The organism is Flavobacterium sp. LS1R10 (genome assembly GCF_003968825.1).
In the GTDB taxonomy this organism is placed as follows: Bacteria; Bacteroidota; Bacteroidia; order Flavobacteriales; family Flavobacteriaceae; genus Flavobacterium.
Map to the genome: position 1 here is coordinate 1 of NZ_RYDH01000004.1, position 16,375 is coordinate 16,375.

14 protein-coding genes and 1 pseudogene are annotated in these 16,375 nt (G+C 35.3%); 11 read left to right on the plus strand and 4 right to left on the minus strand.

The features are described from left to right. Nucleotides 1-1,313: 1,313 nt before the first annotated feature. A pseudogene (locus EKL96_RS08600) lies at nt 1,314-1,403 on the minus strand (transposase); the annotation flags it as partial. A 275-nt stretch (nt 1,404-1,678) separates the two neighbouring features. Here EKL96_RS08600 and EKL96_RS08605 point away from each other — a divergent pair. From EKL96_RS08605 to EKL96_RS08625, 5 genes are all read left to right on the plus strand, one after another. Beyond that, nucleotides 1,679-2,254 (plus strand): GIY-YIG nuclease family protein, encoded by a 576-nt coding sequence (locus EKL96_RS08605; RefSeq protein ID WP_233579284.1) that lies wholly within the window; start codon nt 1,679-1,681, stop codon nt 2,252-2,254. Nucleotides 2,255-2,632: 378 nt separating this feature from the next. After that, nucleotides 2,633-3,646: a M28 family metallopeptidase gene (locus EKL96_RS08610; protein WP_126460895.1), complete on the plus strand. Its 1,014-nt coding sequence runs from the start codon at nt 2,633-2,635 to the stop codon at nt 3,644-3,646. A 270-nt stretch (nt 3,647-3,916) separates the two neighbouring features. Continuing rightward, nucleotides 3,917-4,495 (plus strand): non-canonical purine NTP diphosphatase, encoded by a 579-nt coding sequence (locus EKL96_RS08615; protein WP_126460898.1) that lies wholly within the window; start codon nt 3,917-3,919, stop codon nt 4,493-4,495. Nucleotides 4,496-4,699: 204 nt separating this feature from the next. After that, entirely contained in the window at nt 4,700-6,622 is a 1,923-nt protein-coding gene (locus EKL96_RS08620) for a DEAD/DEAH box helicase (protein WP_126460901.1), read from the plus strand. A gap of 88 nt (nt 6,623-6,710) precedes the next feature. Next, a complete protein-coding gene (locus EKL96_RS08625) occupies nt 6,711-7,478 on the plus strand; it encodes a carboxypeptidase-like regulatory domain-containing protein (RefSeq protein ID WP_126460905.1) in 768 nt (255 codons plus the stop codon). A gap of 354 nt (nt 7,479-7,832) precedes the next feature. Here EKL96_RS08625 and EKL96_RS08635 read toward each other — a convergent pair whose 3' ends face one another. Further along, on the minus strand, nt 7,833-9,296 hold the full coding sequence (locus EKL96_RS08635) for an aminoacyl-histidine dipeptidase (protein WP_126454018.1): 1,464 nt from the start codon (nt 9,294-9,296) through the stop codon (nt 7,833-7,835). 109 nt (nt 9,297-9,405) lie between these two features. On the opposite strand from EKL96_RS08635, the gene EKL96_RS08640 reads away from it, so the two are divergent. Further along, nucleotides 9,406-10,473, plus strand: a complete 1,068-nt coding sequence (locus tag EKL96_RS08640) for a DUF3810 domain-containing protein (protein ID WP_126460909.1) — start codon at nt 9,406-9,408, stop codon at nt 10,471-10,473. Nucleotides 10,474-10,498: 25 nt separating this feature from the next. Here the strand turns inward: EKL96_RS08640 and EKL96_RS08645 are convergent, their stop codons facing one another. After that, nucleotides 10,499-11,071 (minus strand): FAD-dependent oxidoreductase, encoded by a 573-nt coding sequence (locus EKL96_RS08645; protein WP_126460913.1) that lies wholly within the window; start codon nt 11,069-11,071, stop codon nt 10,499-10,501. Nucleotides 11,072-11,503: 432 nt separating this feature from the next. Here EKL96_RS08645 and thrS point away from each other — a divergent pair, with 432 nt between their 5' ends. The 4 genes from thrS to rplT all read left to right on the plus strand — a co-directional run bounded on the left by thrS (nt 11,504) and on the right by rplT (nt 14,877). Then, nucleotides 11,504-13,450 (plus strand): threonine--tRNA ligase, encoded by a 1,947-nt coding sequence (gene thrS / locus EKL96_RS08650; RefSeq protein WP_126460917.1) that lies wholly within the window; start codon nt 11,504-11,506, stop codon nt 13,448-13,450. Nucleotides 13,451-13,466: 16 nt separating this feature from the next. Next, nucleotides 13,467-14,024, plus strand: a complete 558-nt coding sequence (gene infC, locus EKL96_RS08655; protein ID WP_370273076.1) for a translation initiation factor IF-3 — start codon at nt 13,467-13,469, stop codon at nt 14,022-14,024. Between the two features lie 140 nt (nt 14,025-14,164). Continuing rightward, a complete protein-coding gene (gene rpmI / locus EKL96_RS08660; protein ID WP_022827375.1) occupies nt 14,165-14,362 on the plus strand; it encodes a 50S ribosomal protein L35 in 198 nt (65 codons plus the stop codon). 170 nt (nt 14,363-14,532) lie between these two features. Beyond that, entirely contained in the window at nt 14,533-14,877 is a 345-nt protein-coding gene (rplT, locus tag EKL96_RS08665; RefSeq protein ID WP_035633036.1) for a 50S ribosomal protein L20, read from the plus strand. A gap of 104 nt (nt 14,878-14,981) precedes the next feature. Here the strand turns inward: rplT and EKL96_RS08670 are convergent, their stop codons facing one another. Continuing rightward, on the minus strand, nt 14,982-15,842 hold the full coding sequence (locus EKL96_RS08670; RefSeq protein WP_126460920.1) for a hypothetical protein: 861 nt from the start codon (nt 15,840-15,842) through the stop codon (nt 14,982-14,984). A gap of 338 nt (nt 15,843-16,180) precedes the next feature. Between EKL96_RS08670 and EKL96_RS14200 the strand changes: the two genes are divergently transcribed. Next, nucleotides 16,181-16,345 carry a hypothetical protein gene (locus EKL96_RS14200; RefSeq protein WP_156063249.1) on the plus strand — a complete coding sequence of 55 codons (165 nt, stop codon included), beginning with the start codon at nt 16,181-16,183 and terminating at the stop codon, nt 16,343-16,345. Nucleotides 16,346-16,375 lie beyond the last annotated feature (30 nt).

The window sequence follows — 16,375 nt, forward strand, 5'->3', positions numbered from 1 at the left end:
ACTATAATTATATTCTAATTGGTGTTCGGTAAACTTGTTTGCGGGTGCAAAACTACACCCTTTATTCGCTTTTACAAGCTTTTTAATCCCTTTTTTTTATCCTTTTCTTAACTTTTTCTTTAACTAGCTGATATCACGTTTTTTGAAGATCGAAGTTTTTTCTTTATAACCCTACCCGCCTCCAAAGTATACCCTTTCTTTCTCTAAAACGACTATTCCAACTGCAATACTAACACTTCGATTCCTTTTCTTTCTTTGCCAAATATTTCGAAATACAGCTATAGCTGCCCTTTTACCCGCTCTTCGTTTCGCTTTTCTGATTCATAGGGTGCTTTACCTCCATTATTGAAGTCTAAAATTAATCCAACTAATGGTTTTGTGCTATATAGATGGGATAGTGTGTTAAATTGTACTATTGCTTTTATATCCTATATATAAGGTATCATTATATACATCAAAACAACTAAAAGTTCTAAACTAAGAAAGCACGCGTTAGGGATAGTAGTGAAAAGCCCGCAAGAAAGTGGAGTGTAACGCAACTTTATGAGGACTTGTAGCGGATAGCCCGACTCCTTATATAAAAAGAGACTACTACACGCTATAGTAATTCCTCTTTTTATATATGGAGGAACGCTCAAATAATAGCTTAACGCCTTTAGTTTTCTACCTTTTATAGGGTCACGTTAGAAATTACGGATTTGTCTTGTAGCAAAATGTCACTATCACCGGCATATTGATCTTTTGATTTTATTAAAAGCCAGGTGTTTTAGTGTTTCGTTTTTAGTTTCACTAATATGAATTTGCTTTTGAGTTTTTTTTCATTAAGAATAAAACTGAGATGTCCTTTTTGTAAATCGGTTATTAGTTTGCATATCCAGTTTTACCATGCTCCGAGATTTATTTGCTTTAAACAGAATAGAAGTAATCCATTTAAACAACATAAATTTATTTAATGCATATTATTACAAACATTAATAAAAACTTATAAATAAAAAAACCCACCTTTGTAATTAGATAATTAATATATTCCCTCAGCTAAAAAAAGAATAATTAAGGATTTTAATGAGTGGGTTACAAAAAAATTGTTGACGGAATTGCAGTATGTCCTTTCGTGCTAAAAATTTGCGCTGTAATATTTTCCTTTTCTAATATTTTGAATTAGTAAACAAATACTAGAATTTTAGCGATGAAAACAGATGCCTATTGTATTCGCTTAACTTTTAACCAACCAAAAGTTGAGCGGTGCAATTCCTCTTCCACTGGATATTCCGGGGCAAACTGAACACCCTATTCCGGTTTAAACTGTACATGTGATTGCTGATGGCGATTTTATGGGTGTATCTCCCCGAATATTCCACCACCTGACTTGAACCGCCAAAAGGTTGCTTAGCAAATACCATGAATCCTGCCGGATTTGTTAGTATTCATTGCCATTTCCTAAAAGGATCACTTTATGTTTTGTGATGTTAAGAGCAATTTTCAACCCTTTTTACGGACTGTTTTATTTTAATAATCATAAGCGACTTTTACCAGAACGAATTTTAATTGTAGTTTAAATAACATATATTTACTCAATGATTAACAAAACACAGTTCGTTTAGAGGTTTTTATCCCGATCCTTCAGGAGAATTGACGTTATGTGTCAAGTATACCTAAAATCGGAGAAAAATAACGAATTATGACTGAACAATTTTCACAAAAGACACAAGAAGAATTAAAATCTTATGTTTATATTCTAGTTGACCCAAGAGATAACAAAATATTCTATGTTGGAAAAGGTTATGGAAATCGTGTTTTTTCTCATATTAATGAAGCAATATTTAATCCAAGCGAAACTGAAAAATTAGAAATTATCAGAGCAATTAAAATAGAAAATTTAAAAGTAAAACACTTTATAATTAGACACGGATTAGAAGAAAATGAAGCTCTAATAGTTGAATCTGTTTTAATTGATTTTTTGACCTTTAGGGATTTTGCAGAAATTGCTAAAATTTCAAATATCGTCGCTAGACATAATTCATTTAACCAAGGAATTAAAACTGTTAATGAATGTGAAATACTTTACAATTGTGAAGAATTAAAAAAAGAAAATATTGAACATACAGTTTTAGTAATTAATATAAATAAAACATACGATAATAAACGAAAAAAGAAAAGTGAAAATCCAGTTTATGACAGACCCAATATTTACGAAGCAACTAGAGGTTGGTGGGTATTAGACAAAACAGAGCAGAAAATTCAGAGCTTGTTTTAGCCGAATATAAAGGTGTAATAAGAGCAATATTTAAACCTGAAAAATGGGTTCAAGATATTGAATATAGAGGCACAAAAAGATGGGGATTTGAAGGTTCAGAAATTATTTCAAAAGAAATTCTTGATATATATGAATAAAATAGTGCCTAAAATTAGAGGAATGGCAAATCCTATTCGTTATTTTGAAAAAATATAATCGTAAAAAAAACCAGCCAATAACATTTAGCAAACTAGAACATTTAAAACAGCCGTTCTTATGAAGAAACTCGATTGATTTCTTTCCTAAAAGCAGCCTGTTATTTTTTATTAACTTTATTCTAGTCCTTATTATAGTATTCCTTTTGCCCTATAAACCTTTATTAACCTACATTAAAAAAAAATGAAAAAATTCTCTTTATTATCCTTCATGATTCTTCTAACCATCAGCTGTGCTTCTCAAGAATCTAGCGTTGCTCGTGTTGATCCTACAAAATACATGAATACAATAACAGCTGACGAACTTAAAACGCACCTTTATATTGTTGCTTCAGACGAAATGGAAGGCCGTGAAACAGGATCTGCCGGACAAAAAAAAGCGGGGATGTACCTCATTGATCAATATAATAAAAATGCGGTTCCCTTTCCTACAGGCGCTTCCGACTATTACCAAAAAATTCCTGCCGCCTTCCTAAATGCAAAACGCAATGAAAACTTACCGGATTCTGAAAACATTTGGGCCTATATTGAGGGTTCTGAAAAACCAAATGAGGTCTTGGTCATTTCTGCCCATTACGACCACGTAGGGACAAAAAACGGAGAAATTTATAACGGCGCTGATGATGATGGTTCCGGAACTGTTGCTTTGTTAGAAATTGCACAAGCATTCCAAATAGCTAAAAAAGCAGGTCATGGTCCAAAACGCTCCATCCTATTTCTCCATGTTACCGGCGAAGAACATGGTCTACATGGTTCCCGATATTATTCTGAAAATCCTCTATTCCCATTAGCCAATACAATAACTAATATCAATATTGACATGATAGGCCGTCGCGATGATGCCCACGCCAGCAGCAATAATTACGTATACGTCATTGGTGCCAATCGATTATCAACTGATCTGGATAACATTTGTACCTTTGCAAATGCTAAATACACCAATCTTGTTTTGGATTACAAATTCAATGACCCAAAAGATCCAAATCATTTTTACGAACGTTCTGACCATTATAATTTTGCCAAAAACGGTGTGCCTTCTGTTTTCTTTTTTAATGGCGTCCATGCTGATTACCACAAACCTACTGATAGTCCGGACAAAATTGAATATGATGCCTTGACTAAAAGAGCCCAGTTTGCATTTGTAACCGCCTGGGAACTGGCAAACCGCGCCGAAAGACCTATGGTAGATAAAAAATAAAGTTTGTATTTGGGCACATCCACGCTTTCACTAGCGTTACAGCGTGGTCGGGCTATTCGTTACAATCTTTTATATCTTGTCAGGATTAAAAACCCTGACAAAATATAAAAGGATTTCCACTGCTATCCCTTGTGCAAACCCACAAGGAACGGATTGTCTCATTTATTAATTCATTTGCAGTCCAATAAAAAACTTCAAATTCTATCTAAATAATTTTACCGGACAACACTGTTTTTAAAAAATGTATATTTGACAACCTAAACTAAAAAAATGCAACTCGTTTTCGCTTCCAGCAATAAAAATAAAATTTTCGAATTACAAAGCATGCTTCCTAAAACCATAACCATTGTAAGTTTAGAAAGTATCGGTTGTCTTGAAGACATACCGGAAACAAGCGAAACGATTGAAGGCAATGCCATTCAGAAAGCAAATTACATCACTGAAAAATATGGATGCGATTGTTTTGCAGACGATACTGGACTCGAAGTCCATTCCTTAAATGGAGCACCCGGCGTTTATTCTGCCAGATATGCAGGCGAGCAACGCAATGCAAATGATAATATGACTAAATTATTAGATGCCCTTTTGGATAAAGAGGATAGAAAAGCACAATTCAAAACAGTTATAGCACTAAATCTAAACGGGAAACAATATCTGTTTACCGGAATTGCTGGTGGTGAAATAACCTTAAAGAAAACTGGTAATCAAGGTTTTGGTTACGATCCGATCTTTCAACCTGATGGCTATCAGGAAACTTTTGCCGAATTATCATTAGATATAAAAAACAAAATAAGCCATAGAGGAAAAGCAACACAAAAACTGATTCATTTTCTAAAGACGAATAAATAAACGATTCAATTGTACTATTTTTATAACAAAAACTTGAATTCCAAATAAAAATTTCACACTAAATACACCAAATCAAAACGATTAATTTTCAAACAAAACGATAACATTCTGATAATCAAATTATAATAAATCGTAAAATCTTAAAATAGCATTAGTTTATCTGAATTATAAATAGTAATTTTGCACCCTATTTTAAAAATACATATGAATAAATTTGAACAATTAGGATTGAGTGAATCGTTACTGAAGGCGATTTTAGATCTAGGATTTGAAAATCCGACCGAAGTACAGGAGAAAGCGATTCCCCTATTATTGGAAAAAGACACAGATATGGTTGCGTTGGCTCAGACAGGGACAGGGAAAACGGCAGCATTTGGATTTCCAGTTATTCAGAAAATTGATGCCAACAACAGAAATACTCAAGCATTAATTTTATCTCCAACACGCGAACTTTGTTTGCAGATTACCAACGAAATTAAAAACTACTCTAAATACGAAAAAGGTATTAATGTGGTAGCAGTTTACGGTGGAGCTAGCATTACAGATCAAGCGAGAGACATAAAGAGAGGCGCGCAAATTATTGTAGCAACTCCAGGAAGAATGCAAGATATGATTAATAGAGGTTTGGTAAACATCTCTCAAATCAACTATTGTATTCTTGACGAAGCTGACGAAATGTTGAACATGGGTTTTTACGAAGATATCGTAAACATCCTTTCTACTACGCCAGACGAAAAAAGCACTTGGTTGTTTTCAGCTACAATGCCTGCCGAAGTAGCACGAATTGGAAAACAATTCATGAAAGACCCAATTGAAATTACAGTTGGAGCTAAAAATTCAGGTTCTGCTACAGTTTCTCACGAATTTTACCTTGTAAATGCTCGTGATCGTTACGAAGCCTTGAAACGTTTAGCCGATGCTAATCCAGATATTTTCTCAGTAGTATTTTGTCGTACCAAAAGAGATACGCAAGCTGTTGCTGAAAAATTAGTTGAAGATGGATACAGTGCTGCTGCATTGCACGGAGATTTATCTCAAGCGCAACGTGATGGTGTAATGAAATCTTTTAGAGGAAGACAAATCCAAATGCTTGTCGCTACTGATGTTGCTGCACGTGGAATTGATGTTGATAACATTACTCACGTAGTAAATTACCAATTACCAGACGAAATTGAAACTTACAATCACCGTTCAGGTCGTACTGGCCGTGCTGGTAAATTAGGAACTTCTATCGTAATCGTAACTAAAAGCGAATTGCGCAAGATTTCTTCAATTGAAAGAATCATCAAACAAAAATTCGAAGAAAAAACGATTCCTTCTGGAATTGAAATCTGCGAAATCCAATTATTACACTTAGCTAATAAAATTAAAGATGTAGAAGTTGATCACGAAATTGACAACTATCTTCCTGCAATTAACAGCGTTCTTGAAGATTTATCGAAAGAGGAATTAATCAAGAAAATGGTTTCGGTTGAATTTAACCGTTTTATCAATTATTACAAGAAAACTAGAGATATTTCTAATCAAGCTTCAGGTTCTGAAAGACGTGAGCGCGACGATAGAGATGGTGCTCCAAGAGAAAACAACAATGGTGGCGCAACACGATATTTTGTGAACATAGGTTCTAGAGATAACTTTGACTGGATGTCATTGAAAGATTACCTGAAAGAAACATTAGACTTAGGTCGTGATGACGTTTTCAAAGTAGATGTAAAAGAAGGATTCTCTTTCTTTAACACAGATCCGGAACATACCGATAAAGTAATGGAAGTATTGAACAATGTTCAATTAGAAGGACGTAGAATCAATGTTGAAATTTCTAAAAACGATGGTGGCGGAAGACGTGATCATAACGGAAGAAGTTCTGGCGGAAGTTTTGGCGGAGGTCGTTCTGGTGGCGAAAGAAGTTCAGCTCCAAGAAGAGAAGGTAGTTTTGCTCCAAGAAGAGAAGGTTCTGGTGGATTTAGAAGCGACAGAAATTCTGCTCCTAGAGAAGGTGGTTTCGGAGCAAGAAGAGAAGGTGGTTTTTCATCTGACAGACCTCGAACAGAAGGTTCTGACAGAGCACCAAGACGTTCTGAAAGCTTTGGTGACACACCAAGACCAAGAAGACCAAGAAGAGACTAACATTCATTGTTAATATTCTTATAATTATATACTGAAACTACAAAATATTTAATCCTGTTTTATTACTTTTAAAGTCTTAAATCAGTTTATGAAATATTTTGTAGTTTTCTTTTTTTTAGTACTATCTGTACCTGCTTTTGCGCAAGTTAAGAAACCTTCCCAGAAAGTTGATGGTGTCATCATCAGTAACACAACTAGAGAACCATTATCTAGTGTAAACATCATTAATATTAATAAAGTCAGAGGAGCGACAACCGATTCAAGAGGCCATTTTGAAATCGATGTACAACTAAATGACACACTTCACATTACCAGTCTCGGATTCCAATCGCTTCGTGTACGAGTTACTAATGACTGGATAAAAAATAAAAGCACCAAAATACAGCTAACAGAAAAAGCAATTGCTCTTGAAGAAATAGTTATAAGACCTTTTAATCTAACCGGATATCTTGAAGTAGATACTAAAATCATTCCTATCAGTGAAAATTACCGCTACAGTATTTCCGGATTAACACAAGGATACGAGGCAGGTGAATATTCCCCAAATGCATTTGGAAGAGTATTGGGCTCCATCTTTAATCCAGCAGATATGCTTTATAATTTCTTTGGTAACAACCCCAAAGAACTCAAGAAACTAAAAGAATTAAAAAAGGATGATACCGTTCGAAATCTTTTGGAATCAAAATTCGACAGAGAAACTATTGCGGTACTTTTAGGTATTGACAAAAACGAAATTCCTGAAATTTTGCAACGCTGCAACTACTCTGAATCGTTTATAAAAACAGCAAACGACCTACAAATCATGGATGCCATCAGTGGCTGTTATGAAGAATATAAAGTTTTAAAGATAAAATAAAACATACTCTTATATTGAAATTTTGCCATTTCCATAAATTAAATCATTCCTCAATTCTTAAAGAAATTGGGGCTTTTTTAAAGTAATATTTCAAACAAATCAAAAATATTATATACATTTACCTACATCAAGAATTAAAAACAAAACCTAAATACTCCTATTATGGCAAAAAGTCAAGACGCGAAGAAAACCGCAAAGAAAGAGCCTTTAAAAACGGCTAAAGAAAAGAAAGAAGAAAAAAGAGACAAGAAAAACACTCCCAAAAGAGACTAATTATTAGTGAGCAGTGAGCAGTTTTTAGTATTCAGTTACAAATAGACTGAATACTAAAAACTGATTACTGAACACTTTGTTTTATTTGACTGGAATAGTAGCTAAAATTTCCAAAACAAATTTCCAAAATTTCTGAGAAGAAGAAATACTAGCTCTTTCATCAGGGGAATGCGCTCCGTGAATGGTTGGCCCAAAGGAAATCATATCCATATCCGGATAATTTGTCCCTAGAATTCCACATTCTAATCCTGCGTGACACGCCACTACTTTTGGTTTTTCACCGTTTTGTTTTTCGTAGATTGGCACCAAAACATCCAAAATTTCAGATTCTGAATTTGGTGTCCAACCAGGATATGCACCTGAAAATTCTACTTCACAACCCATTAGTTCAAAAGCGGAACGCAACGCATTGGCCAAATCAAATTTAGCCGTTTCAACAGAAGAACGTGTTAAACATTGTACTGAAAGTTGTCCATCACCTACAATTACTTTGGCAATATTATTCGATGTTTCTACTAAATCTGCAAAATCAGCACTCATGCTGTACACTCCGTTGTGCGCCGTATACATAGATCGTACAAAATAAAACTGAGCAATTGTAGGCATTACTCTAGCAGGAGCTGCCTCCATTTTTTCAAAAACAACTTCTAAATTTGGCTCTGTCGTTTTAAGTTCCGTTTTGATTTCGTTTACAATTTGCTGCATGTCAAAAACAAAAGCTTCATCATATACCTCGGCAATAATTACTTTAGCTTGACTTTCACGCGGAATTGCATTGCGTAAACTTCCTCCTTTTATTTCGGAGATTTGCAAACCAAAATTATCAAAACCATCAAATAACAATCGGTTCATAATTTTATTGGCATTACCTAACCCTTTATGAATATCCATTCCGGAGTGGCCGCCTTTCAGGCCTTTTACAGTAATTGTATACCCCACAGAACCTTCGGGAGTGGCCTCTTCATCATACTCTGCAGTGGCCGTCACATCAATTCCTCCTGCACAACCAATATCTATTTCATCATCTTCTTCCGTATCCATATTTAAAAGAATTTGACCTTGCAGAATACCTCCTTTTAAGTTCAGTGCTCCTGTCATTCCTGTTTCTTCGTCAATAGTAAACAAAGCTTCTATTGCAGGATGCGGAATATCAGTACTTTCTAAAATTGCCATAATCGCAGCAACTCCAAGACCGTTATCAGCACCAAGCGTTGTTCCTCGAGCACGAACCCAATCTCCATCTACATACATATCGATTCCTTGGGTATCAAAATCAAAAACAGTATCAGCATTTTTTTGGTGCACCATATCCAAATGTCCTTGAAGTACGATAGCTTTTCGGTTTTCCATACCAGCAGTTGCCGGTTTTCGGATAATTACGTTTCGAATTTCATCTTCAAAAGTCTCTAATCCAAGGCTTTCGCCAAATTTTTTTATGAACGCAATCACACGATCTTCCTTTTTAGAAGGACGAGGCACGGCATTCAAATCGGCAAACTTGTTCCAAAGTGCTTTTGGTTCCAGACTTCTTATTTCTTGACTCATTTATTTGTGTTTGAGGTTTAACATTTACAAGTCCCAAAGTTACAAAGTTTAAATTCCTTACGATAGTAATTGATATTGTAATTATATTTACATTTCCAAAATTCAACCATTGAAAACAAAATATTTCCTTTCCTCCTTTCTATTTATCCAAATACTGCTTTTACAAATTATTTCCTTCTATCCGGAACAGGTAGAAGAATGGTATAGCAATGGTCTCTACCCGATACTTTCGTTGTTCTCGAGAACCATTCTGGGAGAAATTCCATTTTCCATAGGCGATTGTCTCTATTTCATAGTCATTTTATTTGTTTTCAAATGGCTTTGGAACAAACGAAAAACATGGAAATCCAATTGGAAAGACACCCTTTTGAGTATACTGAGCTTTGTTTCGGTTTTTTACTTTTTGTTTCATGTACTTTGGGCACTGAATTATTACCGTGAACCGCTTTTTGAAAAAATGGAAATTCAAAAAGACTATTCAGATGCTGATTTGTTGGCTTTCACCAAAAAAATAATTGCCAAAACCAATGCCGTTCAAAACCAACTCACAAAAAATGACAGCTTGAAAGTGGTATTCCCGTACTCTCAAGAACAGGTTTTTGAAATGAGTATGAATGGATATAAAAACCTGGAAGCGGAACATCCTTACTTCGCCTATTCAAAGCTAAGCACTAAAAAATCGCTAATTAGTTTGCCCTTGACCTACATGGGTTTTGGAGGCTATTTGAATCCGTTTACCAATGAAGCACAGGTTAATTACCTAGGTCCAATGTACAGTTTCCCCATGACTACTAATCATGAAATGGCACACCAAATAGGCTTTGCAAGCGAAAGTGAATGCAATTTTATTGGGTATTTAGCTTCGGTCAAAAATGATGATTTGTATATTCAATATTCAGGGTACAGCATGGCTTTGCGATATTGTTTAAGCAACTGGAAGGCCCGAGACGAGGTGGTTTTTAAACAATTATTAAACACTGTTCATCCCGGTATTATCAAAAACTACAAAGAAAGTGAGCATTTCTGGAAGCAATACGACACGATTATCGACAAAGGATTCCATGCTTTTTATGATCAATTCCTGAAAGCAAACCAGCAAAAAGACGGCATCGAGGGCTATAGTAAATTTATAAATTTGATGGTAAATTATTACAAGGAAAGAAGTTATGAGTTATAAATAAGACTTTAAAATTCATGATTTTCTATACTTCATCGCTGGTAAATGTCGTAAAACTTTTCTTTTTGTAGGGTCTGATAATCAAACGGCCTTCCCGATCAAAACGAATGTAGTTGTAGACCCAATTCAGGAATACGACGGCTTTATTTTTGAAACCAATCAGTGAAAACAAGTGGACAAACATCCAGACAAACCAGGCAAAAACACCGCTGAAATGGTATCCCGGCAAATCGACTACCGCTTTATTTCTTCCTATGGTTGCCATAGAACCTTTATCATTATATTCAAAAGCTTCCATGGGTTTATTTTCAATTAATTTTATTAAGTTTTCGCCCAATAATTTCCCTTGCTGCATCGCAGGTTGCGCCATCATGGGATGTCCTTGCGGATAGGTTTCGGATTCCATGGAAGCAATAGAACCAGCTTCAAGACCGCCTGTAGCAACTTGATACAGCAGTGGTTGGAAAGTATGGTAATTGTGTTTATCTAAAAGGACAACCTGGACTTTTTTATTTTTGAGTTTTTTAGCTAACGCAATTCCGGCAAAGCCACCGCCTATAATAACTATTCTGGGTAAAGGTGAGTTTGGGATGTTCATTTTTATTGAAATATTTTTTAAAGGTGCTAAAGAATCAAAGATACAACGTTTTAAAATGTGAATTGACAAAGTGAAGGGTGAGAAGTAAATGGTAAAGAGTCAAATTAAACATTTTCAAAATTGGATTTTATTCCGCAAGATCAGGATTTTATTTTTTTTTAAAGTCCGTCAGAAAACTAATCGTGTAATTGAGTTTTGATAAATGTGAAAAGGCTTTTCCTTTGTTTTACGAAAGAAAAGCGTGCAATAGTATAGTAGAAAACGAACGAAACGAACTAAAAAAGCAGACAACTCCCCAAAATAAATGATTGCTTTTCATTTGTTTATAATCCGTTATGATTTTGTATTTACACCCATATAGCAACAAACCTTACTTATATATTGTGTGTATTTCTGCAATGCGCTATATTTGCATTCTTAAAATAATAAACAATGATTAAGATTACTTTGCCCGACGGGTCAGTTAAAGAGTTTGCTTCAGGGGTAACACCGATGGATGTTGCTAAAAGCATTAGTGAAGGATTTGCCAGAAATGTGATTTCGGCTTCTTTTGATGGTACAACTATTGAAACCACAACTCCTTTGACGACAGACGGCAGTCTTATCTTGTACACCTGGAATGACGAGGGCGGAAAAAAAGCATTCTGGCACTCTACTTCGCATGTTATGGCACAGGTTCTGGAGGAAATGTACCCAGGAATCAAATTAACGCTCGGACCAGCAATATCTAATGGATTTTATTATGATGTGGATTTTGAAGATCAAAAAATAACGGACGCGGATTTTAAGAAAATTGAGGATCGTGTTCTTGAAATAGCAAGAGGAAAACATGAATTCAAGCTACGTCCTGTATCTAAAAAAGCCGCTTTAGAATTATACAAAGACAACGTTTATAAAACAGAAATGATAACCAATCTTGAGGACGGAACGATTACGTTTTGCGATCATGATACGTTTACTGACTTATGCCGCGGTGGTCATATTCCAAATACTGGAATCATCAAAGCGATGAAAATAATGAGTGTAGCCGGTGCCTACTGGCGCGGTGATGAAAAAAACAAACAGTTGACCCGGGTTTACGGAACTTCGTTTCCTAAACAAAAGGATCTTACGGAATACCTTTTATTACTAGAAGAGGCAAAGCGTCGCGACCATAGAAAACTAGGAAAGGAATTAGAGTTATTTGCTTTTTCACAAAAAGTTGGAGCAGGTTTACCGTTATGGTTGCCAAAAGGAGCTGCATTGAGAGATCGTTTAGAACAGTTTTTAAAAAAAGCACAGAAGAAAGCGGGTTATGAGCAAGTAATTACCCCACATATAGGTCAGAAGGAATTGTATGTCACTTCAGGACATTATGCTAAGTATGGTGCTGATAGTTTTCAACCTATAAGCACTCCTGCTGAAGGTGAAGAGTTTTTATTGAAACCGATGAACTGTCCCCATCACTGCGAAATTTATAATGTAAGACCATGGTCCTACAAAGATTTACCAAAACGTTATGCTGAATTTGGAACCGTTTACAGATACGAACAAAGTGGTGAATTGCACGGATTAACCCGTGTAAGAGGATTTACACAGGATGACGCCCATATTTTTTGTACACCGGAACAACTGGATGAAGAATTCAAGAAAGTAATTGACTTGGTATTGTATGTATTTGGTTCATTAGGATTCGAAAACTTTACCGCTCAGATTTCTTTGAGAGACAAAGAAAACAGAGATAAGTATATCGGTAGTGATGAAAATTGGGAAAAAGCAGAAAATGCGATTATTAATGCTGCTGCAGATAAAGGGCTGAACACCGTCGTTGAATATGGTGAAGCCGCTTTCTATGGTCCAAAATTGGATTTCATGGTAAAAGATGCTTTGGGAAGACAATGGCAATTAGGAACCATTCAAGTAGATTATAACCTGCCGGAACGTTTTGATTTGACCTACAAAGGATCTGACAATGAATTACACAGACCGGTGATGATTCACAGAGCTCCTTTTGGATCAATGGAACGCTTTATTGCTATTTTATTAGAACATACTGCAGGAAATTTCCCTCTTTGGTTAATGCCGGAACAAGCTATAATATTGTCTTTGAGCGAGAAATATGAAATATATGCGAAAAAAGTTTTAGATTTGCTAGAAAATCACGAAATTCGCGCCCTCATAGATAATAGAAACGAGACAATCGGGAAGAAAATCAGAGATGCCGAAATGCAAAAAACCCCGTTTATGTTGATCGTAGGCGAGGAAGAAGAGAGAAACGGAACCATCTCTATTCGTCGTCACGGACAAGAAGGAAAGGGAAATATCAGCGTTACAATAGACGAATTTGTTGCTATTGTAAATGAAGAGATCAATAAAACATTAAAAGTATTTACAGTTTAACTTAAATTATAAAGTCATAGCAATAAGAAGCAACAGAGGTTACCAACCTCGCGTAGAAAAAAAAGATGCACACAGAATAAACAGTCTTATTCGTGGTGTACAAGAAGTAAGACTTGTAGGAGAGAACATTGAGCCAGGAGTTTTTAAACTTTCGGAAGCTCTAAGATTAGCGGATCAATTTGAATTGGATCTTGTTGAGATTTCTCCAAATGCAGAACCACCGGTGTGCAAAATCATGGATTACAAGAAATTTGTTTACGAACAAAAGAAACGTGATAAGATCCTAAAAGCGAAATCTACACAAGTTGTTGTGAAAGAAATCCGTTTTGGCCCACAGACCGATGAGCATGATTATGAGTTTAAGAGAAAGAATGCAGAAAAATTCTTGAAAGAAGGAGCCAAATTGAAAGCATTCGTTTTCTTCAAAGGGCGTTCAATCATATACAAGGACCAAGGTCAAATCTTATTGTTGAGATTGGCAACAGATCTTGAAGAATTTGGAAAAGTAGAAGCCATGCCTGTTCTGGAAGGAAAGAGAATGATCATGTTCATCGCTCCTAAAAAGAAAAAGTAATATCCTCCCCTAACCCTTCCGAAGGAAGGGAACAAAAAAAAAGGAGAAACAAATATAACTTCTCGTCACCCTCCCCTTTGGGGAGGGCTGGGGAGAGGAAAAAATAAGTAAGTACGAATAAATTAAAACACTAGGAAAAAATGCCTAAAATGAAAACCAAATCTAGCGCCAAGAAACGTTTTAAAGTTACTGGTTCTGGAAAGATTAAAAGAAAGCATGCTTTTAAAAGTCACATTTTGACTAAAAAGTCTAAAAAACGTAAATTAGCATTGACACACTCTGCGCTAGTTCACAAAACAGATATGAAAAGCATCAAACAACAATTAAGAATTATTTAATAAGTCTTAAAGTTGCAAAGTCAAAGGTCTTAAAGCCTTTGGATATTCGACTTTAAAACTTTTGACTAAATAGTCTTTAGGTTAAAACAATTTAAAATAACCTTGGAGTACGGCCATTAAGCGCTTTTGATTTAATTCAAGCCGCCTGCTACAAAAAAACAATAAAAATTATGCCAAGATCGGTAAATTCAGTTGCAAAAAGAGCAAGAAGAAAAAAAATAATGAAGCAAGCCAAAGGTTTCTTTGGTAGACGTAAAAACGTTTGGACAGTTGCTAAGAATGCGGTAGAGAAAGCAATGTGCTACGCTTACCGTGACAGAAAAGTGAACAAAAGAAATTTCCGTGCATTATGGATTCAACGTATCAACGCTGGAGCTAGATTGGAAGGAATGTCTTATTCACAATTCATGGGTAAAGTAAAAGCTAACGGAATCGAATTGAACCGTAAAGTGCTTGCTGATTTAGCAATGAATCACCCAGAAGCTTTCAAAGCTGTACTTAATAAAGTAAAATAAACGTTTTATAACTCAATTTAGATTACTTACTTATATAAAAAACCCAATCCGAAAGATTGGGTTTTTTTGTTTACATACTGTTCCGCTTAACTGCTTCTACACCATCATTGCATTAAATTATACTTTTTGATAATGTACTTGGTAATAGGCTTTAGTGGTTTTCCCGTTACTGGGTGAAATCCTGCCATATTGAAAAGTTCTATCACTCCATCACGCTTACAATACCACACGATAGGTGTCTCTTTATTAAAGAATTGCAACGTACTACTACAATCTACTTTCTTTAATTTCATTACCTCCTCATCAATGGAACTACTAATTCCAAACTGTCCATTGTCTTTCAAGCAATCTACTGCTACATAATAATTCCCCTCCCATTTCATACAGTCCTTCTCTGGAAAAAAAATTCCTTTTACAGTATATCCCATAAAAAATAATGCCATCAAAATAGCAAGAATAATTCCTGATTTTCTCAAATGCGCATATTGAGAGATTCCTGCTAGAACATTATTAGTAGGGTTCACTAATTGAATACCAACATCGGTCATTCTCTTTTTTTGAAACGCTTTAACACTTTCTTGAGCATCTCTTTCGCTACTCTTACCATGGAGTAAATACGTATTATAAGGCCTTGGAATAAAATCTACCAAAATGGCTGCTAATTCTATTCTAGCCGCAGTATCAGAATCTTTCTGTCCTTTTAGAAAGGATATAATGGGTTTAAATTTTCCGAGATCAAAATTTTCAATTACCCGTCTCAAAGTATCCTCCGCTTTAGCATCAAAAAACATTTTAAATACATTTTCATCTGCATTAGACAGGCCATTACCCAATTTCATCAAGCATAGATTCCGCAATTGTGCAGGGGTTGGATTTAATAATATTCCCGACACTTCATCCATTTTAGATACTTGATATTCTGCTTTAATGGCACGTTTATACTCCTCAAAAGTAATTTTATTCATACTCCTATTTTGGTATTTATAAGCATTAGTCGGAAACTATCAGAATTACCGGAATTACCGGAATTCCTTTGAGAACAAACTGCACTATCCTCATTCCTTTGCTTAAGAATTCTTTGCTGTCTTGAATTGCAATCAAGACAAATGTACAAAACTAGTTCTTAAAAAAAGTGCTACAAAACAGCCTGGTCGGTCTATTCGGGAAGTATAGATGGTCCTATTCTGTTTTCAGCACACTTACTTCCCCAAAAAGCAAATCTTTTATGGTAGGCTAATCCTGATAACAATTCGATTTCGAAATCGGACTGACCAACCCATATTTAATTTTAATTCAAAAAAAAATGAAAAGAATACTACTAGTATCGTGTTTAATCATTGCCGGAATTGCAATGGTTTCCTGTACCAATGACGAAGTACAAACCACTCCAGATAACAAACAACAAGTATCCGCAGATGATACAGGAGGAGGTGCGAATGGACAAACTAAAATTCCTCCTCCAAAATAACAATACAAATATAGAATTAAATCCATATCT

What these genes read in the sequence shown, in the direction of transcription:
- thrS (WP_126460917.1), top strand. Translation starts at nt 11,504, where the DNA reads ATGATTAAGATTACTTTGCCCGACGGGTCAGTTAAAGAGTTTGCTTCA.
- EKL96_RS08610 (WP_126460895.1), top strand. Translation starts at nt 2,633, where the DNA reads ATGAAAAAATTCTCTTTATTATCCTTCATGATTCTTCTAACCATCAGC.
- EKL96_RS08670 (WP_126460920.1), bottom strand. Translation starts at nt 15,842, where the DNA reads ATGAATAAAATTACTTTTGAGGAGTATAAACGTGCCATTAAAGCAGAA.
- EKL96_RS08615 (WP_126460898.1), top strand. Translation starts at nt 3,917, where the DNA reads ATGCAACTCGTTTTCGCTTCCAGCAATAAAAATAAAATTTTCGAATTA.
- EKL96_RS08625 (WP_126460905.1), top strand. Translation starts at nt 6,711, where the DNA reads ATGAAATATTTTGTAGTTTTCTTTTTTTTAGTACTATCTGTACCTGCT.
- rplT (WP_035633036.1), top strand. Translation starts at nt 14,533, where the DNA reads ATGCCAAGATCGGTAAATTCAGTTGCAAAAAGAGCAAGAAGAAAAAAA.
- rpmI (WP_022827375.1), top strand. Translation starts at nt 14,165, where the DNA reads ATGCCTAAAATGAAAACCAAATCTAGCGCCAAGAAACGTTTTAAAGTT.
- EKL96_RS08635 (WP_126454018.1), bottom strand. Translation starts at nt 9,296, where the DNA reads ATGAGTCAAGAAATAAGAAGTCTGGAACCAAAAGCACTTTGGAACAAG.
- EKL96_RS08620 (WP_126460901.1), top strand. Translation starts at nt 4,700, where the DNA reads ATGAATAAATTTGAACAATTAGGATTGAGTGAATCGTTACTGAAGGCG.
- EKL96_RS08605 (WP_233579284.1), top strand. Translation starts at nt 1,679, where the DNA reads ATGACTGAACAATTTTCACAAAAGACACAAGAAGAATTAAAATCTTAT.
- EKL96_RS08645 (WP_126460913.1), bottom strand. Translation starts at nt 11,071, where the DNA reads ATGAACATCCCAAACTCACCTTTACCCAGAATAGTTATTATAGGCGGT.
- EKL96_RS14200 (WP_156063249.1), top strand. Translation starts at nt 16,181, where the DNA reads ATGAAAAGAATACTACTAGTATCGTGTTTAATCATTGCCGGAATTGCA.